This is a genomic window from Algoriphagus chordae (assembly GCF_003254055.1).
Taxonomy (GTDB): Bacteria; Bacteroidota; Bacteroidia; order Cytophagales; family Cyclobacteriaceae; genus Algoriphagus; species Algoriphagus chordae.
In genome coordinates, this window is record NZ_QKZT01000009.1 from 220,604 (window position 1) to 243,623 (window position 23,020).

Here is a 23,020-nt window from a genome sequence, read left to right on the forward strand (position 1 = left end):
AGCCTTTAGCATGCTGAACGGTTCAAAAATCAGATGAAAGTAAAACAACACACCATTAAAAAACAGGTGGAATTATCCGGAGTGGGTCTCCACACGGGTGTCATTTCAAACATGACATTTCTTCCTGCACCCCCAAATCACGGATATAAGTTTCAGCGAATTGACCTGGAAGGCAGACCAACAGTAGATGCAGATTGCGATCTAGTAGTAGATGTTTCCAGAGGTACAACTTTGGAGCAAAATGGTGCTCGCGTTTATACTGTAGAGCATGTTTTGGCAGCATTAGTTGGCTTGGAGATTGACAATGTCCTTATCCAGTTAGATGGCCCAGAGCCGCCGATCATGGATGGTTCTTCTATACAGTTTATCGAAGTCTTAGAAGAAGCTGGCCTAGAAGAACAAAATGCCCTAAGAAGATTTTACGAAGTACAGGAAAGTATCCAATACAAGGATTCTGCTCGTGAAGTAGAGATGGTTGCTTTGCCAACGGACAATTATCGCGTGACCGTGATGGTAGATTACAACTCACCTGTACTCGGTAGTCAGCATGCATCGATTACCGACATTGGCCAATTCAAATCAGAGATTGCATCTTGTCGTACCTTCTGCTTTTTGCATGAGCTGGAAATGCTGTATAACTCTAACTTGATCAAAGGAGGAGACCTGAATAATGCTATTGTGGTGGTAGATAGGATTGTAGAAGAAAAAGAATTGGTTAATTTGGCTAAGATGTTTAACAAGCCAAAAGTTGAGGTAAAGAAAGAAGGCATTTTAAACAATGTGGATCTTCGCTATCGCAATGAGCCTGCAAGACATAAATTACTTGATGTAGTTGGAGATCTGGCTTTGGTAGGACGTCCGCTCAAAGCTCAAATCTTGGCAGCAAGACCTGGGCATGCAGCGAATGTAGCCTTCGCAAAGAAAATAAAACGTGTAATGGAGAAGTCTTCCACTTCTCACATTCCGTATTACGACCCAAGGCTTCCTCCAGTAATGGATATCACCCAAATCAGCAGCATTTTGCCGCATAGATATCCTTTTCAGTTACTTGACAAAATCATCTATCTGGATAACACGGTAGTAGCTGGCGTGAAAAATGTAACTATCAATGAACCGTTCTTTATGGGTCATTTCCCTTCAAATCCTGTAATGCCTGGGGTATTACAAGTAGAGGCTATGGCTCAAACAGGAGGAATTTTAGTATTGAGTACAGTGGATGATCCAGAAAATTACTGGACATATTTTCTGGGAATCGAAAATTGTAAGTTCAGAAAAATGGTACTTCCTGGTGATACTCTGATTTTTAAATGTGAACTTTTGGCCCCGATAAGAAGAGGTATAGCAAAAATGCGTGGTGAAGCTTATGTCGGAACTACATTAGTCTGTGAGGCCGTAATGACAGCAAGCATAACCCGAAAAGAATTATGATCAGTCCTTTAGCCCATATTGACCCTAAAGCAACCATAGGGAAGAATGTTCAAATCGACCCCTTCACTATGATTGGCGAGAATGTCACCATTGGTGATAATTCTTGGATTGGACCAAATGTCACTATTTTTTCTGGTGCAAAAATTGGAAAAAACTGTAAGATATTCCCAGGTGCTGTAATTGCTGGTATTCCTCAGGATTTGAAATTCCAAGGAGAAGATTCTACCGTTATGATTGGTGACCACACCACTATCAGAGAGTGTGTTACAATCAGTAGAGGCACAGTAGAAAAACAAACCACTGTTATCGGAAGCCACTGCCTTCTAATGGCTTATGTACACGTAGCACACGACTGCGTCATTGGAAGTCATGTCATAATCGCCAATTCTGTACAAATCGCTGGACATGTATCTATCGATGATTGGGCAATAGTAGGCGGATCTAGTGCGGTGCACCAATTCGTGAAAATCGGAATGCATGCCATGATTTCTGGAGGTTCTTTGGTCAGAAAAGATGTTCCTCCATTCACCAAAGCTGCTCGTGAGCCACTTTCCTATGCCGGCGTAAATTCTCTGGGATTACGTAGACGAGGATTTTCCAGTGAGTCTATTTCCCATATTCAGGAAGTCTATCGCTTCCTTTTCCTAAACAGCATGAACAACAGTCGTGCATTGGAAGAAATCGAAGTGAATCTACCTGCTACCAAAGAAAGAGATGAGATTTTGAATTTCATTCGCTCCTCTGAGCGTGGCGTGATGAAAGGCTACATTAATTAACTATGCTGAAAATCCACTTAGAAGAAGCCTCAAAACGCTTCCAATACGAATGGATTTTTAAAAATCTAAGTCTTGATCTATCTCAAGGTAATTCTCTAGCTATTACCGGAAGCAACGGATCAGGTAAATCTACTTTGCTGAAATGCCTGTCTGGCGCCATACCAATAAGCTCTGGGAAAATCGATTATGCCATTGATGGGAAATCTATCTCAGAAACAGACTGGTTTTCACACTTGAGCATTTCTGCTCCCTATATGGAAGTGCCAGAAGAATTCAGTTTGGAGGAATTACTAAATTTCCATTTCAAGTTCAAAAAGCCTCTAAACGGAATTTCTCCCAAAGAAATCATAGAGCAAATTTACCTCACTCAGCATGTTTCAAAGGCTGTTGGACAATTCTCCTCTGGGATGAAACAGCGGCTAAAACTGGGTTTGGCACTTTTTTCTGATGTCCCTTTGATATTACTTGATGAGCCTACTTCCAATCTTGACCGAAAAGGCATAGACTGGTATCAGGAAATGATGCGTGAATATGGAAAAAACAGAATTCTAGTAATCTGCTCTAATGAGCCACGAGAATATGAATTTTGTGAACAAAAAATCACGCTAGAAGATTTTAAGTAAACACCAACTAAACTTATATCATTTTCAGCTATGATGCCTGTAGCCTGTTTCTTGGGTTTACTAGCTGAAGACCGACACTTCAACTACGCTCAGTACAAGTGACCGGTGAGCGAAGTGCGTTCAGTGCTCGAGTTCACCTAATCCTATGATGCATTTGTTACTTTACAGGCAGAAAAGCAGATAAACAAATAAACTTAAATTCATATCTTTAATTTCAGGCAATAAATCTAAAACTATGAAATCAAATTTTTTCAGATGCGTCCTACTCGCTTGCGCAATACTTACAATCCAAAGTTGCAAAAAAGATGATCCTACTCCAGATCCACCAAAGAAGACTGCAGAAGAAATAGCAACCGAAGCATTGACAGGTTCTGGCTCTCAAACATGGGGAATTGACGGAGGTGGATCTGTGGAGCGTGACGGAAAAGTCGTGACTGATGTCTATGCTGGTTTTGAATTGGTAATGAAATCAGGGTCTGCCAAAACCTATACTTCCAAAAACAACAATGATCTTTTCGATACTTCTGGCAGCTGGAGTTTTGAGGGGACCAACTTCGATAAATTTATGCTTTCTGGCACAAAACCAGCCGCAGGTAGAGAGATATCCTTTACTCAAAACAACAATAACTTGACACTCACATTTACTATCCCTCTTCCTGGAGCGAGGGTAAATGGTGTGATGGCCGTAGCAGGAAGCTATACCTTTAACTTGCTGAAAAAATAAATTCTAAAACCACCAACCATAACTAAAGGGGGGCGATATCGTTCCCCTTTTACTTTTATTTCAGGGTCACCAGCGTAACTCCTGCACCACCTCGATCCGCATGCTCATCTTCCATGTGTCCCACATGGCTCATATCTCTCAGAAAATTCCGTGTTAAATCCCGAAGGACCCCATTACCCTTGCCGTGAACGATCCGGAGATCTTTCACCCCAAGCATAAAGCCTTCATCGATGAAGGTTTGGATCAAGAAGAGAATCTCTTCACCTCTTTTGCCTCTGATATCCAGGTTGGGGGAGAAATCCATCATCTTATCATTGGTATTATATCCACTTCGAGACACCGCAGCCTTCTTTTCTTTCTTGACTTCGCCTTGAGAAATCTTCTCTAATCTGGAAAGCTTAACCTTAGATTTGAGCTCACCAATGGAAACCTCTACCTCGTTACCTTTTACTTGTAGTACTTCTGCAATAGCACCGTTATCCTTCACTCTCACCCAGTCTCCTACAGCTATCTTACCAGCCAAAACTTTGATTTCAGGACTTTTGATAATATCCTTCTCTGGCTTTACTTTCTCCTTGAATTCTTCCAAATCCTTACGAACCAGCTTCGTTGCCTCCTTCTCGGCTTTGCCTTCCTTGATCTCTCTAATCGTAGCTTCTATCCGCTTATTCGCCTGATCTAGCAATTGCTTCGCCTCTTGTTTAGCTTCTTGGAGATAACGCTTTTTGGTTGTCTCCATGGTCTCCTTTAGTTCATTGTATTCCTGAAGCCGGGTTTTGAGCAGACGCTCTTTTGCCTTAACATCTGCAAGCAAGGTTGAATACTGATTCTTTTCGTTCTCAACCTGCGTCAACAATCTATCATATCTAACGCGCTCATCACCAATTTGCTCTTTGGCATATTTCAATATTTCCTTTGGAATACCGATTTTTGAAGCAATCTCCAAAGCAAAAGAAGAGCCTGGCTTACCAATTTCAAGCTGATATAAGGGTTCCAATTTTTCAACATCGTAACGCATCGCCCCATTCACCATGCCTTGGTTTTTGTTTGCGATTTGCTTCAAATTGCCATAGTGAGTAGTTAGCACACCATATGCTCCCAGTTTGTTCAAAGCCAATAGAATGGATTCGGCGATTGCTCCCCCAAATTGCGGCTCGGTGCCCGTACCAAATTCATCTATAAAGAGAATAGTTTTCTTATTTGAAAAAAGCGAAAAATGCTTCATACTCATCAAGTGGGAACTATAGGTACTTAGGTCATTTTCCAGGTTTTGCTCATCTCCTATATCGATAAAGAAATTATCGAACAGTGAACTTTTGGAGTCCGGATGAACTGGTATCAACATCCCGCACTGTAGCATATACTGTAGCAGCGCAACGGTTTTGAGTGTCACTGATTTTCCTCCTGCATTGGGTCCTGAGATCACCAGTAAGCGCTCGTGACCACTTAGACTAACGTCTAGTGGAACTATATTCTTTCCTTGGGATTTGAGTGCAATTTCCAAAATAGGATGTCTTGCCTTAGTCCAAGTAAGTTGTCTTTCTTTGGTGATGACTGGCCTGCAGCTATCTGTCTTTTGAGCAAATTTTGCCTTGGCACGAATGAAATCCATCAAGCCAAGGAAATTGGTTGCCTTTCTCAGTGCTGGAATTGCGGGTCTGATTTTATCAGTCAGCTGCGTCAAGATCTTGATAATCTCACGTCGCTCCATGTATTCGAGGTCACGAATCTCATTATTGATATCCAAAGCTTCCTCAGGCTCCATAAACACCGTCTGACCAGTGGCTGATTCATCGTGGATAAAACCACGAAGTTTCCGCTTGTTCTCAGCAGCCACAGGAATCACTAATCTGCCAGATCTGACCGTAATCGCAGAATCCTCTGACGTAAGTCCTTTTGCTCTGGCTTCTTTGAACACCCGCTCCATTACTTTGCGCAGGCGACTTTCCTCATAGATAATCTGACTTCTGATCAGCTGCAAATCCTTACTTGCATTGCTTCTCATTTTGCCCTTTTCATCGATAATCAGCTCTATGGCTTTGAGTAAGCTCATATCGAGATCCATCAGCAATCCGAGCAACTGACTCAATACTGGGTATTCTTCTTCTCTTTTCTGAAAAAAAGAAACACAGCTCCTAAGGGTATCCAGCGAAAGTTTTATCTCGTAGAAATCCTCCACATCAAGGAAGGAGTTTTCCAACTTGGCTTTCTCTAAGTAGGGATTGAGATTGGTGAAATTGGAGGAAGGAAAAAGCTCCCCAGAAATCAGTATCTGACGAAATTCCTCCGTCTGATCCAATAATTTACCGACCAATTTATAATCCGAAGAGAATGTCAGACGATCGACATACTGCTGCCCGAGCAAAGAAGTACACTCTACTTTTAGCAGTTCTTTGACCTTCAGGAAATTTACTTTTTGTTCGAGGTTGCGAGGGTATAGCATTAGAATTGGTCTATAATTCCGTCGGAGGACTCTCTAACTACGAGGGAATCAACTACACGAGAATAAATCTGCTCCATTTCAGCAGGATCACGAAGGTAATACAACATACTCTGTGTGAAGACTGAATCGATCACCTCATGCTTGAGGAAAACATCTTTTTCCAGTAAATTATACAGCACCTTAGATGAATCATAGGTTACTGGCATTGCACTTGCAATCCCCTCAGTAAGATGAATATCTATTAGCACTTCAACCATCTTATCCTCAGACAATAAACCTTCTGGCTTGTTGCTGGAATTGCAACTTAGAAGTGGCAGAAAGCAAATACTTAGTATCAAAAATCTCTTCACAGGTCAAAATTAGGTTTTTTTAACGGAAAAACTCCCCACCCTTCATGTAACTGAAATTTTATAATTCAGCTTAGAAGCATAACTTAGGCCGTTCAAATCACCATTCATGAACGAATTATTCAGCAAGCTCAGAAAATACGAAATCATGATCCGAAAGGTGGCTAATAATCACCTGCAAGGAGAATACCAGTCGCTGTTCAAAGGATCAGGATTGGAGTTTGATGACCTGCGTCCTTATCAATATGGAGACGATATTCGTACCATTGAGTGGAAAGTATCTGCTAAGGGACACGGGACATTTGTCAAAACGTTTCGTGAAGACAAGGAACAGTCAGTTTTCTTTCTTCTAGACATCAGTGGAAGTCAGGATATTGGTCAGCCAGGCAATAAGAAAATCGATCAAGGAAAGGTCATCGCCGGAGTGTTGACGCTGGCAGCAGTATTCGAAGGTTCTCAGGTTGGTTTGATCAGTTATTCTGATCAAAAGGAAAAACTGATTCTCCCATCCAAAGGCAGTAAGCAAGGTGTGAAAATGATCCGTGGTATCTTTGATCATGAGAACAATTCTTTGAAAACGGATTTGAACTCTATGTTTATGTTTGCACTGAATCTCATCAAGAAGAGAGCGGTGATTGTAGTGATATCTGATTTTATAGACGAAGGTTACGAGCGACCATTCAAGGCGCTTGCTGAGCGTCATGATGTGGTAGCCATCCAACTCACTGATCCTCGGGAATCTGCTTTGCCATCGCTTGGTATTATTCCTGTGTATGATAAAGAAAAAGGCAAAACAACTTGGGTAAACACCGCTTTTGGAAGCTTTTCTAAAAAAATAGCAGATACCTTTACTACCGAGCGAGAGCATTTAAAAACTATTTGCAAAAAGAACCAAATAAATTACCTTTCAATCGACACTACCCAAGACATAGTAGGCCCCCTACTCGAGCTATTTAAGTACCGAAACAAAAGCATGAAACGTGGCTAAAGCGCTCAAAATCTTTCTATTTCTCCTGATTCCAATCCTGAGTAACGCTCAGCAAATCCAGGTCAATGGCTATTTTATGCAAGATTCAGCCAAACTTGGAGAGCGTGTAGGCTATGTGCTAAAAGCAAGCTATCCAGAGTCTAAGCAAATAATCTTTCCGGATTCTACTTACGACTTCTCTCCGCTAGTATTGCTGGAAAAGCAAACCTTCATCTCACATACACTGGATTCTGTGACTCAGGATAGCACTATCTACTACCTATCCAATTTCTCTCTCGATCCAAGCACTTTCTTGACATTACCTGTCTATGAATTGGCGAGATATGACAGTGTGGTTCATTATCCTCTAGAAGCAGAACTTAAGTTGAAACTTACCTTGGACAGCATTCCTGAGGAGTTGGTGTTTCAGGAAAACAACATTTACCAGCCTCTAGAAAAGTCTTTCAACTGGATTATCATCGGAATTGTACTCGGAGCAATCGTTTTGTTGTTAGGAGTATTCTATTTCCTATTTGCAGACAAAATCAAAGAGTATTGGAAAGAACGAAGAGAAAAGAGACGCTGGGCACAATTTGAGAAAAGGTGGAAAACTCAAACTGCTTTGCTTACTGAAAATCCATCCATTGAATCCGCAGATGAGGTAATTGGTCTCTGGAAAGGCTATATGGAAAGTCTCACCAATCTTCCAGTGAAAGAATGGACTTCTAGCGAAATAGGAGAACGAATGGATAAAATCGAGATCTTCCAAGCACTACGTGCTATTGATTTGATCATTTATGCAGGGGCTTCTTCGAAAACTGAGGAAGCAACGACCTATCTACTAGAAGTAGCAAGAGAAAAATATCAGGAAAAACAAACCAAAATCACGCATGAGAGAGCAGCTGTCTGAATTCTTTAGCTGGTCCTGGTTTCAGCCTGAGACCTTCAAAAGCTACGAATGGGAAAATCCGATTTTATTAAATTTGATTTGGATCATTCCTTTATTCATGCTTTTCAGAACTTTTGTGAAGTTCCTGAAAAACCCAGTTCTGGAGCTATCACTTCCCAAACGTGTAGCAAACAACAATCCCTGGACTTATTTACGTCTTATTCCTACAGGATTTTTCTACCTCTTTCTGATCATGCTCGTAGTGGCGCTAGCCAGACCTCAGCGTAGTAATGAGCGTGTGGAGCAATTTACTGAGGGAATTGATATTATGTTGGTCTTGGATATCTCAGAATCAATGGACCTGCAGGATTTTACTCCTAATCGCTTGGAAGCGGCGAAAGCCACTGCGATTGAGTTTATTAATGGCCGTGTGGGGGACAGGATAGGAATGGTGGTATTCGCAGGCGAAGCATATTCCTTAGCTCCCTTGACCAACGACTATGAATTGCTCACCGATCTGGTCAAAGAGATTTCCTTCAGCATGATGGAAGCCAAAGGAACAGCGATCGGTTCTGCTTTGGCGTCCGGAACCAACAGGATGAAAGAATCTGAGTCTGCTTCCAAAGTGATGATCCTACTCAGTGATGGAGAAAGTAATGCAGGTAATGTAGATCCGCTTTTCGCTGCTAATCTTGCTTCAGCGCTAGACATTAAGCTTTATACCATTGCTATGGGTAAGGATGGCTTGGTACCTTATGGCACAGACTTCTTTGGAAGACCACAGATGGTAGAAAGTTACTTGGATGAAACTACACTTCGCGAAATCGCTAAAATCGGGAATGGAGAATTCTTCAGAGCTGCTGATGGAGGGACTTTAGCAGCTATTTTCGACAGAATAGACACGCTCGAAAAAACCGAAGTCATAGAAAACCGCTACAAAGAAACGGCAGACTATTATCGAGTTTATATGTTCTGGGGTCTGATGCTGTTCTTTGTATGGTTACTTCTTAAAAGTAGTTTCCTCAATAACTTCTTATTGGATTAGTTCCCTTTAGTCAGAAAAAAAACACTGATCTATATCAGTTTTCACCCATACAGAAATCATTATAAAAGACCCCTGAGATATCGTACTTCGCAGGAAATGGTCTTCTATGATGTTATCACCAGAAATTTTACAAAAGTACAACAGTCCTGCACCTAGATATACTTCTTATCCAACTGTCCCGCTATGGGAAAATACGCTACAGTCGGAGTCGTGGGAGGATTTAGTAAAAAAAGCTTTTCAACACTTTGGTATGGAAGAAGGAATTTCGATCTATATCCACCTTCCTTTCTGTGAAAGTTTGTGTACTTACTGCGGCTGCAACAAGCGTATTACTCGGAACATGGACGTCAAGGCTCCTTATATTGAGGCACTGTTGACTGAGTGGAAAAAATATATTGAGCTATTTGACGAGAAACCAAAAATCGCAGGCATTCACCTAGGTGGAGGCACTCCGACATTCTTTGACCCTGCCAATCTACATGACTTAATTTCAAGCATTCTCAAAGACTCTGAGCAAATGCCAAATGTAGAGTTCAGCTTTGAAGGACATCCGAACAATACCACTTTCGCGCATCTGAAGACACTTAATGACCTAGGATTTGACCGGGTGAGTTATGGGATCCAAGATTTTGATGAGCAAGTGCAGACTGCTATCCACCGAATTCAGCCTTTCGAAAAGGTGAAGTATGCAACTGATTCAGCGAGGATTTTAGGTTATACTTCGATCAATTATGATTTGATCTATGGCTTACCTCATCAGACCTTGGAGAGCTTGACTGATACATTCAGAAAAGTCCAATCCCTAAGACCGGATCGAATTGCTTTTTATAGCTACGCCCATTTACCAAGTGCATTTCCTTCTCAAAGGAGTTTTGAGAAGTTTCTACCCACAGAAAAAGAAAAGCGGGCATTGTATGAAACTGGAAAAGCTCTGCTCTTAGAGATGGGTTATGAAGAGGTTGGTATGGATCATTTTGCCTTGCCAAACGACCCCTTGTATATAGCTAAGCTTGATGGCAATCTCCACAGAAACTTTATGGGCTATACCACCTTGCCTTCCAAAATTCTAATCGGATTAGGAGCAAGCAGTATTAGTGATATCTATTACGCCTATGCTCAAAATGAAAAGGTAATTGAGAAATACCAATCGGAAGTATTGAAGGATAATTGGACCATACAAAAAGGACATGAGCTCAGTGATCTCGACATTCAGGTCAGAGGTATTATACTTGATTTAATTTGCAAACAGCAGGCTGAAATACCTATAGAGATCTGGGAGGAATTTACAGAAACTCAGATTTGGAATCTTAAGGAAATGGAATGGGATGGACTTATTTCAATTGAAACCACCAATCTTAGCATGAGCGATGAAGGAATGAGTTTCATCCGGAATATCTGTGCTCAAATCGATCTTAGACTAGCGGCGAATCAATCCAAAAAAGAGCTTTTCAGTAAAACTATTTAAGGAGAAAGCAGAAATTTACTTGCCTCCTGTGAGGCATTCCAGGAATGGATCTCCTGTGTTCTAAATAAAATTCATCAAGGGCATAGGGTAATCTCTACTTGCTGGCTTCCATAGTCGTACATCTGTAGATCTGGGCTGTAGAACATTCCCAACCCGAGGCCACGGAAAATAAAAAGGAGACCAATAACTACACCTACATACGGAATTGCTTTTTGAAAACTCTGTCTTACTTGAACAGAAAAGATACTCCCAGAGTACATCAAGACTAGAAGTAGAGGAATTGTCCCTATACCAAAAAAGAACATATAGGTAGCTCCCAGTAATGGGCTTTGTAGAGCTAGTGCAGCGACTAATGCCATATACACCATCCCACAAGGGAGCAAACCATTGGCTAGTCCTGTAGCAAAAAATGCAGCAGAACCACCCGCCTTCAAAAATCTATTTAATTGCCTTTTCACCCAGACAACTATCCCAGACAGCGCTGGAATCGCCAAAAACTGGTCCGCCCGTTTGTAGGAAATTGCAAAAATCAATATTATGATGCCCATGGCTATCGAAAACCCTTGCTGAAATCCAGCTAGCGATAGCGAAAAACCTAGACTACCAACTACTAAGCCTAAGGCCGCATAGGTGATACTTCTACCTAAATTATAGAGGATTTTGTGAGAAAAATAAGACCTCCTTTTGTTTCCGCCAACAGCCAACGCGATTGGGCCACACATTCCTACGCAATGGAATGATCCTAGAAACCCTAGCAGAAAGGCTGTCCACAGCATTTAAATGGTTATTTTTTTCTCTTGATAGCGATCGACTCCATTTTCAGACCAATTGAGTTGAACCTTCCAATATCCAGTTTTCAATTGATCTAGAGACACTTCGGTTTTTCCAGTGTGAGTCACTTCAACTTTTATTTTTTGATCTAAGGACGAATCAGAAGGACGAAAAAGCTGTAACGAACCGATGGTACCATTAGGAAGGTCAAGCTCGATTACTTTGGACTGGGAATTGTAAGAAATGACTTCTCTATCCAGTTGCATCGCAGAATTCGAATCATCAATTCTATCTTGGTATTTTATCTCTTCCTCGTAGTAATTTTCGGTCACCAATTCTATTCCATCCATACGCACCGATATCACTACCATAGTCATAATCAATGCTACGAAACCTATTATAGTAAGTACTATCCCTGTTCCCCAATTCATAATTTCCCAAATTAAAATCCAAACTTACTTTATCGGCGCCGTGAAATTAGTTTCGATATGAGTTATCTCCTGATCCAAATGAAGGATTGAAATCTCGACTTTTTCCTGATTGACTTTTACTTCATCTTGCTTTCTTACCAAGAAGAACCTGCCCTCAAACTTTGATTGTGGTTCCAGCATCCAATGCTGCTCTCCCACTATCTCTACCTCCATTCCATCGGCAAGCGACTTCAGCGAAATTTGCTGTGGCTCGTAGGTCTTATTGATCAAGGTAATCTGATAAAGGTTAGTCACCATACCATCTTCACGTTCCTGATAAGTCATCCCAGGGAATCGTGTGACAGTAGCTGTAATATCATCCCGCGTCGCGAGTAAAGCTACGAATGCAGCGATCAACAAGGTAAGAATCACGATATAAACCTTGACTCTATTGGTAAAGAGCTTTTCAAAGCCTTGCTTAATGCTATTCTCCGAAGCGTACCGGATCAAACCTGTAGGTCGATCTACTTTCAGCATCACCTCATCACAAGCATCTATGCAGGCAGTACAGTTTACGCACTCCATCTGAATCCCATTTCGAATATCAATTCCTGTGGGACACACCTGAACACAAAGGCTGCAATCTACACAATCGCCTTTATCCGTGTTTTCAGCTACATTTTTTCGAATAGGAGCTCGGGGTTCGCCTCGTACGTAATCATACATCACGTTGATGGAATTATTATCCAGCATGACTCCCTGCAGTCTACCGTAGGGACAGACCACCAGGCATGCTTGCTCTCTAAACCAGGTAAACACAAACATAAATATCCCTGAGAAAGCCAACAGACCTAGAAAACCCGCCATATGTTCCGTAGGTGGTGATGACACGATATCTAGCACCTCGTCTACTCCTATCAGGTAGGCCATCACCAAGTGTCCAATCAGCAATGATACTACTGCAAAAATGGTAATCTTGATGGTTTTCTTCCTAATCTTCTCCGAATTCCATGCTTGTGCATTTAATGCTCTTTGCTGATTGGCATCCCCTTCAATCCAGTATTCTATCTTACGAAAAACCATCTCCATAAATAAGGTTTGCGGACATGCCCATCCACACCAAACCCTGCCAAAAGCTACGGTAAAGAGTATAATGAAGACAACGAATATCAGTAAGAGGAAAATGAGCAAATAGGTGTCCTGCGGCCAGAATACTGCTCCAAAAATGATGAATTTCCTCTCAAAAATATTGAACAGAAGCCAAGGTCTTCCATCTACTTTGATAAATGGCCCAGCAAATAATATCGCTAATAAAAACCAAGAAAAGTAAGTTCTGTATTTATAAAAATACCCTTTGATTTTCTTGGGATAAACCCAATTTCGTTTCCCATCATCTTGGACAGTAGCGAGTGCATCTCTGAAAGTATCAGGATTTAAATGTGGGTTCTTTTTTGCCATAATACTAGGCTAATTTTGCCGGGAATTAGATAATTCCCGGCTATGATAATTTATTCAGCTTCAGCTATGGCATCAGAAGCAACTGCTGTGCTATCTGCCGGAGCTGAAGAATCTTCTGCAGGAGCAGCTTCATCTCCACCAGAATATAGTTCTCCTTGAGGGGCTTTCGGTGCAGCAGGACTTGTACCTACTAGACTGAGAATAAAGCTTGATACATCTTGAATCTCTTTAGGACTCAACTGATCTTCCCAAGGTACCATTCCCTTTTCAATGACACCATATTTTACAACAGAGAATACATCTTTTATACTGCCACCATGAAGCCAATACTCATCTGTTAGGTTTGGACCAATACCACCACCGCCATCAGCTGCGTGGCAGGCTGCACAGTTTGCACCAAAGATGGTTTTACCGGCACTTATCGCTGCAGCAGAATTATCTACTTCTACATTGGTCTCATCCATAGCTGCCAACATACTCACACCGCGAGTTTCCGCTTCTACAGCTGCGATCCGAAGTTCTTCTTCATATTCTTCAATACCAGTTTGCCCATAGCCAAGAACGGTATAGTATCCAAAATAGACTACCGCTATAATGATCGTCCCTGTAAAGACATACTGAAGCCAAGGAGGCATGAAATTATCCAGTTCTTGAATCCCATCATAGGAATGATCGGTCATCAACTTACCGCCAGCCTGCTCTTCTTCTATATCACCGGTAACAAAACGTTCTTTGAAAGACTCCCACCAGCTCGGCTCATCAGCCATGCTAGGATCATCCTTTCGGAACACTTCGGACATAAAGGACATCAGATAAACTATAAGCACAAGCAACAACAGAATCATCCCCAGAATCACTCCAAGGATAATAAGTATTGTCAGTTGATTTTTATCCAAAGGAGCAGTGCTTGCTGCATCATTTTGGGCAAATACGGGCATGAATACCGAAATACCCATCATTAATAAAAAGGCTAAATATTTTTTCATGGCTGGTAGTCAGTTATTTCGTTGTCATCATCCATTGGCAGAGAACTCATATGCTCAATGTAATCCTTTGGGACTCTCATCGCCCAAATAGCAATACCTATAAAAAATAGGACAAATATGATTAGAGAGATAATCGGGAATATCTCTACATTTTCCATTGATCTTAATACTTCCTTGTACATGATTTCTCCGGTTATTTAGATGATGAGACCTTAATATCTGTACCTAATCGCTGTAAGTAAGCAATCAATGCTACGATTTCTGAATTTGGCAATACAGCCACACCTGCGTCTTCTAAGTTGGTAGCTATTCCAGCTGCCTGAGCTTGAAGATCTGCAGCAGCCTGCTCATCATAGCCTTCAGGATATGGAACACCTAGCTTCTGCATCGTTCTGATTTTTGCTGGTAAATCTGAAATGTCCAATTCATTAGTCAGCAACCATGGATAAGGTGGCATCAATGATCCAGGTGACATACTACGAGGATCTTCCATATGGAAATAGTGCCAGCTATCTGGATATTTTCCACCTACACGATGAAGATCAGGTCCTGTTCGTTTGGATCCCCAAAGGAAAGGACGATCATACACAAATTCACCTGCTTTGGAATATTCTCCATAGCGCTCAGTCTCAAATCTGAATGGTCGAATCATCTGTGAGTGACAGCCAACGCAACCATTTTGAATATAGATATCTCTTCCTTCCAACTCTAGCGCTGTATAAGGTTTCACCGAGCTGATAGTCGGCACATTTGATTTCACCAAAATAGTTGGGATTATCTCCACTACACCTCCAATTAGGATGGCTACAGTAGCTAAAACTGCAAAGAAGATAGGCTTTCTCTCCCATGCTCTGTGCCAGAATTCACCTTTTGGATTGTAGTTCTTAGCCAAGGCAGGTGCAGAATCTTCCTCTGTCTCTACAAAGCTTCCTTGCTTCGCAGTTTTCACCATGTTATAAGCCATCAGAATCACCCCACTCACATACATCAATCCTCCAGCAGCTCTCAGCATATACATTGGCACCAATTCTACTACCGTCTGTAGGAAGTTACCATAAGCCAATTTACCCATCTCATCAAATTCTCTCAACATTAAGAATTGAGTCAAAGCAGCAACATACATAGGAAGTGCATAGAAAAGAATTCCAAATACACCTAACCAAAAGTGAATATTGGCAAGTTTAACAGAGTAAATCTTTGTCTTGAATAGTCGAGGCCACATCCAGTAAAGCATACCGAAAGTCAAGAAACCATTCCATCCCAAACCACCAATGTGTACGTGGGCAATAATCCAATCCGTATAGTGCGCAATTGCACTAACATTCTTAAATGAAAGCATTGGACCTTCGAAAGTAGCCATACCGTAAGCGGTGATCGCTACTACCATAAATTTCAATACTGGGTCAGTGGTTACTTTATCCCAAGCTCCACGCAGGGTAAGTAGGCCGTTGACCATACCTCCCCAAGACGGAGCTAGAAGCATCACTGAAAACACCGTTCCTAATACTTGTGCCCATTCAGGAAGTGAAGTGTACAGCAAGTGATGCGGACCTGCCCACATGTATAGAAAAATCAGTGACCAGAAGTGAATGATAGATAGCTTGTAAGAATAAACTGGTCTATTAGCTGCCTTTGGCAGGAAATAATACATCAATCCTAGGAAAGGAGTCGTTAGGAAAAATGCCACCGCATTGTGACCATACCACCACTGTACTAGGGCATCCTGAACACCAGCGTAGGCAGAGTAACTTTTCATAAAAGAAACAGGCAAAGCCAAGGAGTTCACAATATGTAAGACTGCAACTGTGATAAAAGAAGCCAGATAAAACCAAATGGCCACGTACATGTGCCGTTCTCTTCGTGTGAGAATGGTACCAATCATATTGACACCAAAAGCTACCCACACAACTGCAATAGCGATATCTATAGGCCACTCCAATTCTGCATACTCCTTAGAGGATGTTAGCCCCAAAGGCAAGGTTAAAACAGCTGCAAGAATAATCAGCTGCCAACCATAGAAGTGAAACCAACTAAGTGACTTATTCCACATCTGAGCTTTCAGAAGCCTTGGCATGGAATAATAGACGCCAGCGAAGATTGCATTACCAACAAATGCAAAAATCACAGCATTCGTATGTAGCGGCCTTATACGCCCAAAAGTAGTGTAGGGATTACCCAAATTGGCTTCAGGTAAGAATAGCTGTGTCGCAGCAAGTATGCCGACCAGCATCCCTATTATGCCCCAGATAATTGTCGCGGCTCCAAAATACTTGACAATCTTATTGTCATATTGGAACCTCTCCAGAGTAGTGTCATTCATAGGATTTCGGTTTTGATGGTTGATTTTTTTTAGTTTTTTTAGAATTATTCTCAAAAAGAATTCTTACCGAAGGGGTGTAATTATCATCAAACTGCCCGTTTTTCATTGCCTTGAAAAACAAGAACAGGAAAGTGCCTGCCAGAATTAGACTGATCGCTATTAACAGAAAAATGACCTCCATAATTTAAAACAGTTTAAAAGTTAATAAGTCTTTCTTCCATGCCACATAATTAGTAGTCAATGTGGTAAACACTACCACCGACACACTACTTAATGGCATTAAAATCGCACAAATCACCGGACTCAAAAGTCCCTGAACTGCTAGACTAAGTCCAACGAAGTTATATAATAAACTTAATATAAAACTTGCTTTGATAATATGCCTACTAGATTTTGCGAAACTTAAAAAATTCGGAATCATTCCAAATACCTCAGAATCCATTATAGCATCAGAAGCCGGAGAGAAATGACTTACTCTATCTGAGATCGCCACGCCCACTTGGCTTTCTTGCAAGGCTCCAGCATCATTGAGACCATCTCCTACCATTAGGCTGTGGTGATTGATATTCAAATCCTTTAGGTAGCTAAGTTTATCGCTAGGACTTTGCTTGAAATTATATGTGATACCACTACCCAATTTTTCCTCAAGGTACAATTGCTCATGGGCATAGTCTCCTGATAAGAGGTGTATCTCATAATCTGACTTGAGTCGTTCTACGACCTCAGACGCTTTTTCTCTCAGACCTGATTCTATGAAAAAACAACCTAACTCCTGCCCTTCTACAGTCAAGGAGACAATATTTCCAGCTTGATTGTTAATCAGGCTTATGAATCCTGTAAACTTTCTTGAGCCAAGTTTGAAAATTTGATTTTTGAAGCCTGCCTGAATTCCTGATCCTTTGATTTCTTCAATTTGATCCAGTGCTAGTCCTGTTACATTACCCAACCAGTGATTAATTCTATTACTGAGTGGATGGGTAGATCGCTCTACCATTGATTTCAAAACTGCCTTGCTTTCATCTGAAAGTACCTCTCCAATATAGTTGATCTTGGCATTTGCAGGATCTGTGAGCGTACCTGTTTTGTCAAAGACCACCGTATCAATTAATGCTAAACGCTCGACAACAGAAGCATTTTTAAGGTAAAATTTACTTTTTCCAAAAATCCTAAGCGTATTCCCCAAGGTAAATGGAGTGGACATGGCCAAAGCACAAGGACAAGCCACTATCAGCACCGAGGCAAAAACCTTGATAGCAATCGAAAAATCTATGAATGCCCAATAGGCAAAAGATGAAACCGCAATGAACAGCACTGACCAGGTAAATACTGCTGAGATTTTGGTGGACAGTGGTTCAAGTAATCTTTCCTTTCCCTTTTCAAAAGTCTCATTATTCCACAAATCAGTCAAATACCCTTGTGATGGTGATTTCTGAACGGTCAATAAGATGGCAGCTCCTTTCTGACGTCCACCAGCATAGACTAATTCCCCTTTCTGCTTTGGTACTGGCACTTCTTCTCCAGTCACAAAACTATAATCAATACTTGCCATGGTACTCAATAATAGGGAATCCGCAGGAATCAATTCCTCATCACGAACCAAGATAACATCCCCTACCTGTAGCTTGGCAAGTGGAATAACATCTTCCTGATCTTTTACGATTTTGGTGACAGCAATAGGGAAATAGGATTTATAGTCTCGATCAAACTCAAGGGTAGAAAAGGTTTTTTGCTGGTAAATCTTGCCGAGAAGTAAGAAAAACAGCAGCCCTCCAAGACTATCCATGTAGCCAGATCGCTGAAAGGCAAAAATCTCCCATAGTGAATAAACAAACAAGGCAATGATCCCAAGTACAATAGGGACATCCATATTGATCTGTTTTTGCTTGAGAGAATTCCATGCGGATCGATAATAATCGCTAGCAGAATAGACTACTACTGGAATCGCCAGTATCACATTGAGATAGCTAAACAATCCCCGAAAAGAGGAATCAATCAGATCAGCCTCAGAAAAGTACTCAGGGATACTAAATAGCATCATGTTCCCAAAGCAAAAACCAGCTACTGCAAGACGTTGAATTAAGCGCTTATCGAGCCCAACCCCTTGTTTTTTATCAAGATTAGAAAGGTTGATCTGAGGCTCATACCCAATCGTGGAGAGTAAACTCACCAGCTCTTTTACCGTAATTTTATCACGAATCAGCTTGATCTGAACCTTTTTCTTTAGAAAATCAACACGGCTGGAAAAAACCCCAGAGTGAATTTGATGCAAATTCTCCAGTAGCCAGATGCAGGAGGCACAATGGATAATCGGGATATGAAAAGTAAGATGACTTTCAGTTTCGTTCTGAAAATCTAATAGGAGATTGGCCGTCTCAATATCTTCTAGGTAGTCGAATCGATTAGACTGCAGTTTTTTACTTCTTTGACTTTCTCCTGGATGATTGGCAATATCATAGTAATTACAAAGATCGTTTTCGGAAAGCACCTCATAAACCAGCTTGCATCCTTGACAACAAAAACTCTTGTCTTCGGACACAATCATCAACTCTTCACAATCCTCACCACAGTGAAAACAGGATACAGTATGGGTTGGGATTATTTCAGGCTTCATTACCTTCAATTTTACTAAAATATTCTATCAAAAGCACAGGATAAAGAATACTACCGAGGGTAGGCCTCCTAAAACCAGGTCATCTCTCAATCGATCCCCTAAACTACAACTATGTTTTTCTTGTGCGAAATTATAGCATTGAGAAAGTACTAATCCAGATGAAAAACACTATGAAACATGACAATAATCAACTTTCAAGTCCCAACTTAAGATTGTAACAGATAGAAAGCCTGCATAACTAATGTTTAAAAATATTGCAACAAGAATTCATTACCTCAACCATTAGACTATTTTTATCTACTTTATATCTTAGGGAGCGATAAAGAATTGAGAAAGTATATTTCAAAACAAATTTATTAGGCGAGCGGCACTAATCTCGACAACCAATTAACCAACCGACTCGAATAAAAGAGGTGCCCTCGATTCCTTTTATGGACTGCGCTCTCGGCGGTGGTGCTGAGTGAAGAAGAAAGGCTTGAACGCAAAAAAGCCCCTTTCAGGGTCGTCTGATTTCCCAATTTGATACGACATCTCAACTTAGAATTCACACTTTCCAGCTATTCATTTCCTATAAAATCAGTGCTTAACTATCCACAGAAGCCTAGTAGTATAGGTTTTTGAGACAAAACATAACGTAGTCGTCACAGCTACCTTCTATAAGATTATCTCGCTTTTTCAGTAAACACGAAAACTCATTCAGCTTTCTTTCAACGTACAAATGCGTCCAATTTCCCTGAATTTGGGGAAACCAAACCTCTTAGCATTCGAACTGAACTCTACACTCTCGACCTGCTAATCGGCATAGTCATACATCTAGGGCCGCCGAGACCTCGGGAAAGTTCGGAAGATGGGATTTCAAGCACCTCCACTCCCATATTTCTCAAAGCGCGGTTGGTGTGAATATTTCTATTGTAAGAAATCACTCTTCGTGGGCCGATCGCAAAGACATTTGCCCCATCAAACCACTGCTCCCGCATGGCATAATCTGGGTTGCCATTGGCTGTATGCAAGATCTCCAAATGAGGAATTTCCCGCTCCAGCACCGTGAGTAAGGATTCTTTCAACACTTCCCGCTTGATATGGACTTTATCATCCTTGATCTCTTTCAGTGTGTACAATGAAGTTTGAAGCACCGCATTCATCGCATCCGGATAGGTGAGCACCAGATTTTCATCCAGAATAGTAAACACCGTATCCAGGTGCATAAACTGTCTTTTATTTGGCAAATGCACCTCATACACCCGCTCTACAGTCCCTTCAGCAAGCATCATCTTTGCGGCATGGTAAATTGCCTTCTCATCCGTTCTCTCTGAATTCCCGATGGCTACGGCCTTTTGGGAAAGGATGATTACATCCCCGCCCTCAATGCTTGGCGGATTATCATGCCCTGCCACAGGATAGAGCTTATTGATATTGTCTTTGAAATCAGGGTAATTTTCGAAAATTGTCCGAAGCAAATCCGCCTCTAGCTGCCTACCTTCCATGCGCATGCTGGAGAAAATAATGCCTCCCGGGGTCAAAGCCATAGGATCCCGCTGAAAATACAGATTGGGACAGGGAGAGATCACGAAAGCAAACTCCATCAATTCACCCGCATTCAGTTTAGGTAGCTTTCTCCTCAGCTCATGAACCTTCAAACCTGCTGTCAAAATCCCTGCGCATTCAGCAGTAGAATATCGCTCCAAAATATCCTCCGCCAGATGAACCATCCCAGATCGCTTCAGCGACTCCTGCATCAGCTGTAGCAAAATCTTCTGGTCGTATAGCACCCGAATTAGCAATTCCCGCAACTGAAACACTTGAGCGCCGGTGGACTCCTTGATTAGATTGGAAAAAGTGTCATGCTCCTTCTGCAAAGCTTCCAGGTAAGGCACATCATCAAATAGTAAAAACTCCTTATTATAGGGAGTCAATCGGTCAATTTCCTTCCCTGGTCTATGCATCAAAACAGCTTTGAGCGTACCGAATTCTGAATTAAGTCTTAGATTCATAGGATTACGTATTTTACAGCAATTGAATCTATAAATTATCAATAATTCAATAAATAACCTATATCAATAAGAATATTATAAGCAACGGCTCAAGCTGTATTTAAATTACTTTAAAAATGTGGTGTAGTCACATCTAAAATCCTTTGCCTGCGTTAAGCATTTGACACCACTCTAAGCGTAGATTGTATTTACGCTTTCATATTATCAAGGATTTGCAATCCTGATTCCTAAAGTTCGACCCTTTCAGGGTCGTTCGGTTTTTCTTCATAACTTCTCTTTCCACGGGTTGCACCCGCGGTTACGCCACGGCGCACAGGTATTGAAAGGTTCGACCACTTCGCGGTCATACAACAATTTATCTCTGGTGAAGCGTTTTCGAGGACTGATCCTAAAGGGATTTTACATTGAATAAGGTGTCCGGCATGGCGGATCCATGGGCGAAACCCGTGGTGAATGAATTCGCAATATGGCCCTACTTACCCCAGGAAAGCCGATTGCCCTTTGAAGACAGCACTACCTTTTTTGCATACGCATAAACCTTCGGAAACTAGTCTTATACCTTTTTCGGATACAGCAGTACGCTATTTTCGTACAAGTGTTCCTTCTGAAGGTTCACCTATAGGCACCTAGCCTAGAGCTGTACATTATTTGGTAACACCTGTACCTTATGGTAATACAGCTGTACCTTTTCTTTGGTACAGCACTACCCTATTTTGCTAAACCTTTACCTTAGGTTAGGTACTTCTCCACCCTCAGAAGATTAACCAACCGTCTTGAATAAATGAAGTGACTCCCGATACCTATCGTAGGCTGCACTTTCGAGTTTACAATGAGGCTACCCCCAATCACTATCGGTAGCTACTCGATTGGGGGTAATATGCAAAAAGTCTCTAAAACCAAAAAGCCCTTTAGAATTAACCAACCAGCTTGATTAAACAAGATGGCTCCCGATTCCTATTGGTGGCTGCTCTACAGGGTTATTTAGAAGACAATGTGCTCTAAAACCAAAAAGCCCTTTGGAATGAACCAACCAGCTTGATTAAACAAGATGGCTCCCGATTCCTATTGGTAGCTGCTCTACAGGGTTATTTAGCAGACAATGTGCTCTAAAACCAAAAAGCCCTTTGGAATGAACCAACCAGCTTTGAATAAATGAGGCGGCCCCCGATTCCTATCGTGGGCTGCTCTCCCGGCTGTCCTGCTGAGTGAATAAGAAAGGCTTGAACGCAAAAAAGCCAGCTGTTAAAGCTGGCTTTTGAATAAATGAGGCGGCGACCTACTCTCCCGGGTGTAACCCCAGTACCATCGGCGCTGCAGGGCTTAACTTCTCTGTTCGGGATGGGAAGAGGTGGGACCCCTGCGCTAGGCCGCCTAAATCTTGATGTCCGATGACCGGTGTCCGTTGCCGGATGTTCATTCGTCCATATAATATCTTAAGTTCTTCAGTCTTCGGTCTTCCGACTTCCAGCCTTTTTTACTAACATGTCTTTGCAGAAACTGTAACAAACGTAGGGTAAGTTTTTGGGCAATTAGTACTACTCAGCTATGACATTACTGCCTTTACACCTGTAGCCTATCAACGTCATCGTCTCTGACGGCCCTATTTGGAAGTCTCATCTTGAGGGGAGTTTCGCACTTAGATGCTTTCAGCGCTTATCTCTTCCCGACGTAGCTACCCGGCAATGCAATTGGCATCACAACCGGTACACCAGCGGTCAGTCCAACCCGGTCCTCTCGTACTAAGGTCAGGTCCTCGCAAACTTCCC

General features: G+C 41.7%; 19 protein-coding genes and 2 rRNA genes. 8 read left to right on the plus strand and 13 right to left on the minus strand.

Going from position 1 to position 23,020, the window contains the following annotated elements; genetic code table 11:
* The first annotated feature begins 33 nt into the window (after nt 1–33).
* From LV85_RS11950 to LV85_RS11965, 4 genes are all read left to right on the plus strand, one after another.
* Nucleotides 34–1,428, plus strand: coding sequence for a bifunctional UDP-3-O-[3-hydroxymyristoyl] N-acetylglucosamine deacetylase/3-hydroxyacyl-ACP dehydratase (locus LV85_RS11950; protein ID WP_111319681.1), 1,395 nt, complete (start codon nt 34–36; stop codon nt 1,426–1,428).
* On the plus strand, nt 1,425–2,204 hold the full coding sequence (gene lpxA, locus LV85_RS11955; protein ID WP_111319683.1) for an acyl-ACP--UDP-N-acetylglucosamine O-acyltransferase: 780 nt from the start codon (nt 1,425–1,427) through the stop codon (nt 2,202–2,204). The genes LV85_RS11950 and lpxA overlap by 4 nt, the downstream gene beginning before the upstream one ends.
* A 2-nt stretch (nt 2,205–2,206) precedes the next feature.
* Complete coding sequence (locus tag LV85_RS11960; RefSeq protein ID WP_111319685.1) at nt 2,207–2,827, plus strand: ABC transporter ATP-binding protein; 621 nt, start codon at nt 2,207–2,209, stop codon at nt 2,825–2,827.
* Between the two features lie 235 nt (nt 2,828–3,062).
* On the plus strand, nt 3,063–3,551 hold the full coding sequence (locus LV85_RS11965; RefSeq protein ID WP_111319687.1) for a hypothetical protein: 489 nt from the start codon (nt 3,063–3,065) through the stop codon (nt 3,549–3,551).
* Between the two features lie 55 nt (nt 3,552–3,606).
* Here LV85_RS11965 and LV85_RS11970 read toward each other — a convergent pair whose 3' ends face one another.
* Nucleotides 3,607–5,994 (minus strand): endonuclease MutS2, encoded by a 2,388-nt coding sequence (locus LV85_RS11970; RefSeq protein ID WP_111319689.1) that lies wholly within the window; start codon nt 5,992–5,994, stop codon nt 3,607–3,609.
* On the minus strand, nt 5,994–6,344 hold the full coding sequence (locus LV85_RS11975; protein ID WP_111319691.1) for a DUF4296 domain-containing protein: 351 nt from the start codon (nt 6,342–6,344) through the stop codon (nt 5,994–5,996). The genes LV85_RS11970 and LV85_RS11975 overlap by 1 nt, the downstream gene beginning before the upstream one ends.
* A 106-nt stretch (nt 6,345–6,450) precedes the next feature.
* Here LV85_RS11975 and LV85_RS11980 point away from each other — a divergent pair, with 106 nt between their 5' ends.
* The 4 genes from LV85_RS11980 (at nt 6,451) to hemN (ending at nt 10,707) form a co-directional block, all read left to right on the plus strand.
* Nucleotides 6,451–7,329 (plus strand): DUF58 domain-containing protein, encoded by an 879-nt coding sequence (locus tag LV85_RS11980; RefSeq protein WP_111319693.1) that lies wholly within the window; start codon nt 6,451–6,453, stop codon nt 7,327–7,329.
* Entirely contained in the window at nt 7,322–8,218 is an 897-nt protein-coding gene (locus LV85_RS11985) for a hypothetical protein (protein WP_111319695.1), read from the plus strand. The genes LV85_RS11980 and LV85_RS11985 overlap by 8 nt, the downstream gene beginning before the upstream one ends.
* Entirely contained in the window at nt 8,199–9,242 is a 1,044-nt protein-coding gene (locus LV85_RS11990) for a vWA domain-containing protein (protein ID WP_111319697.1), read from the plus strand. Before LV85_RS11985 ends, LV85_RS11990 begins: the two co-directional genes overlap by 20 nt.
* A gap of 106 nt (nt 9,243–9,348) precedes the next feature.
* Nucleotides 9,349–10,707, plus strand: a complete 1,359-nt coding sequence (gene hemN / locus LV85_RS11995; RefSeq protein WP_111319699.1) for an oxygen-independent coproporphyrinogen III oxidase — start codon at nt 9,349–9,351, stop codon at nt 10,705–10,707.
* A 74-nt stretch (nt 10,708–10,781) separates the two neighbouring features.
* Here hemN and LV85_RS12000 read toward each other — a convergent pair whose 3' ends face one another.
* From LV85_RS12000 to LV85_RS12050, 11 genes are all read right to left on the minus strand, one after another.
* Nucleotides 10,782–11,483, minus strand: a complete 702-nt coding sequence (locus LV85_RS12000) for a sulfite exporter TauE/SafE family protein (protein ID WP_111319701.1) — start codon at nt 11,481–11,483, stop codon at nt 10,782–10,784.
* Nucleotides 11,484–11,909, minus strand: coding sequence for a FixH family protein (locus LV85_RS12005; RefSeq protein WP_111319703.1), 426 nt, complete (start codon nt 11,907–11,909; stop codon nt 11,484–11,486). It abuts the gene before it with no gap.
* 24 nt (nt 11,910–11,933) lie between these two features.
* On the minus strand, nt 11,934–13,346 hold the full coding sequence (gene ccoG, locus LV85_RS12010) for a cytochrome c oxidase accessory protein CcoG (RefSeq protein WP_111319705.1): 1,413 nt from the start codon (nt 13,344–13,346) through the stop codon (nt 11,934–11,936).
* Nucleotides 13,347–13,396: 50 nt separating this feature from the next.
* On the minus strand, nt 13,397–14,332 hold the full coding sequence (locus tag LV85_RS12015) for a cbb3-type cytochrome c oxidase N-terminal domain-containing protein (RefSeq protein WP_111319707.1): 936 nt from the start codon (nt 14,330–14,332) through the stop codon (nt 13,397–13,399).
* Nucleotides 14,329–14,514, minus strand: coding sequence for a cbb3-type cytochrome c oxidase subunit 3 (locus LV85_RS12020; protein WP_111319709.1), 186 nt, complete (start codon nt 14,512–14,514; stop codon nt 14,329–14,331). Before LV85_RS12020 ends, LV85_RS12015 begins: the two co-directional genes overlap by 4 nt.
* Nucleotides 14,515–14,525: 11 nt before the next feature.
* Nucleotides 14,526–16,652: a cytochrome-c oxidase, cbb3-type subunit I gene (gene ccoN / locus LV85_RS12025; protein WP_111319711.1), complete on the minus strand. Its 2,127-nt coding sequence runs from the start codon at nt 16,650–16,652 to the stop codon at nt 14,526–14,528.
* On the minus strand, nt 16,645–16,833 hold the full coding sequence (gene ccoS, locus LV85_RS12030) for a cbb3-type cytochrome oxidase assembly protein CcoS (protein ID WP_111319713.1): 189 nt from the start codon (nt 16,831–16,833) through the stop codon (nt 16,645–16,647). Before ccoS ends, ccoN begins: the two co-directional genes overlap by 8 nt.
* Before the next feature lie 3 nt (nt 16,834–16,836).
* Nucleotides 16,837–19,263, minus strand: coding sequence for a heavy metal translocating P-type ATPase (locus LV85_RS12035; protein ID WP_111319715.1), 2,427 nt, complete (start codon nt 19,261–19,263; stop codon nt 16,837–16,839).
* A gap of 776 nt (nt 19,264–20,039) precedes the next feature.
* Nucleotides 20,040–21,254, minus strand: a complete 1,215-nt coding sequence (locus tag LV85_RS12040; protein ID WP_111319717.1) for an arginine deiminase — start codon at nt 21,252–21,254, stop codon at nt 20,040–20,042.
* A 1,263-nt stretch (nt 21,255–22,517) separates the two neighbouring features.
* Nucleotides 22,518–22,629 (minus strand): 5S ribosomal RNA (rrf, locus tag LV85_RS12045).
* Nucleotides 22,630–22,763: 134 nt separating this feature from the next.
* Nucleotides 22,764–23,020 (minus strand): 23S ribosomal RNA (locus LV85_RS12050); the annotation flags it as partial.

Excerpts from the sequence above, each read along its gene's own strand:
- LV85_RS11950 (WP_111319681.1), top strand. The coding sequence starts at position 34 with ATGAAAGTAAAACAACACACCATTAAAAAACAGGTGGAATTATCCGGA.
- lpxA (WP_111319683.1), top strand. The coding sequence starts at position 1,425 with ATGATCAGTCCTTTAGCCCATATTGACCCTAAAGCAACCATAGGGAAG.
- LV85_RS11960 (WP_111319685.1), top strand. The coding sequence starts at position 2,207 with ATGCTGAAAATCCACTTAGAAGAAGCCTCAAAACGCTTCCAATACGAA.
- LV85_RS11965 (WP_111319687.1), top strand. The coding sequence starts at position 3,063 with ATGAAATCAAATTTTTTCAGATGCGTCCTACTCGCTTGCGCAATACTT.
- LV85_RS11970 (WP_111319689.1), bottom strand. The coding sequence starts at position 5,994 with ATGCTATACCCTCGCAACCTCGAACAAAAAGTAAATTTCCTGAAGGTC.
- LV85_RS11980 (WP_111319693.1), top strand. The coding sequence starts at position 6,451 with ATGAACGAATTATTCAGCAAGCTCAGAAAATACGAAATCATGATCCGA.
- LV85_RS11990 (WP_111319697.1), top strand. The coding sequence starts at position 8,199 with ATGAGAGAGCAGCTGTCTGAATTCTTTAGCTGGTCCTGGTTTCAGCCT.
- hemN (WP_111319699.1), top strand. The coding sequence starts at position 9,349 with ATGATGTTATCACCAGAAATTTTACAAAAGTACAACAGTCCTGCACCT.
- LV85_RS12000 (WP_111319701.1), bottom strand. The coding sequence starts at position 11,483 with ATGCTGTGGACAGCCTTTCTGCTAGGGTTTCTAGGATCATTCCATTGC.
- LV85_RS12005 (WP_111319703.1), bottom strand. The coding sequence starts at position 11,909 with ATGAATTGGGGAACAGGGATAGTACTTACTATAATAGGTTTCGTAGCA.
- ccoG (WP_111319705.1), bottom strand. The coding sequence starts at position 13,346 with ATGGCAAAAAAGAACCCACATTTAAATCCTGATACTTTCAGAGATGCA.
- LV85_RS12015 (WP_111319707.1), bottom strand. The coding sequence starts at position 14,332 with ATGAAAAAATATTTAGCCTTTTTATTAATGATGGGTATTTCGGTATTC.
- LV85_RS12020 (WP_111319709.1), bottom strand. The coding sequence starts at position 14,514 with ATGTACAAGGAAGTATTAAGATCAATGGAAAATGTAGAGATATTCCCG.
- ccoN (WP_111319711.1), bottom strand. The coding sequence starts at position 16,652 with ATGAATGACACTACTCTGGAGAGGTTCCAATATGACAATAAGATTGTC.
- ccoS (WP_111319713.1), bottom strand. The coding sequence starts at position 16,833 with ATGGAGGTCATTTTTCTGTTAATAGCGATCAGTCTAATTCTGGCAGGC.
- LV85_RS12035 (WP_111319715.1), bottom strand. The coding sequence starts at position 19,263 with ATGAAGCCTGAAATAATCCCAACCCATACTGTATCCTGTTTTCACTGT.
- LV85_RS12040 (WP_111319717.1), bottom strand. The coding sequence starts at position 21,254 with ATGAATCTAAGACTTAATTCAGAATTCGGTACGCTCAAAGCTGTTTTG.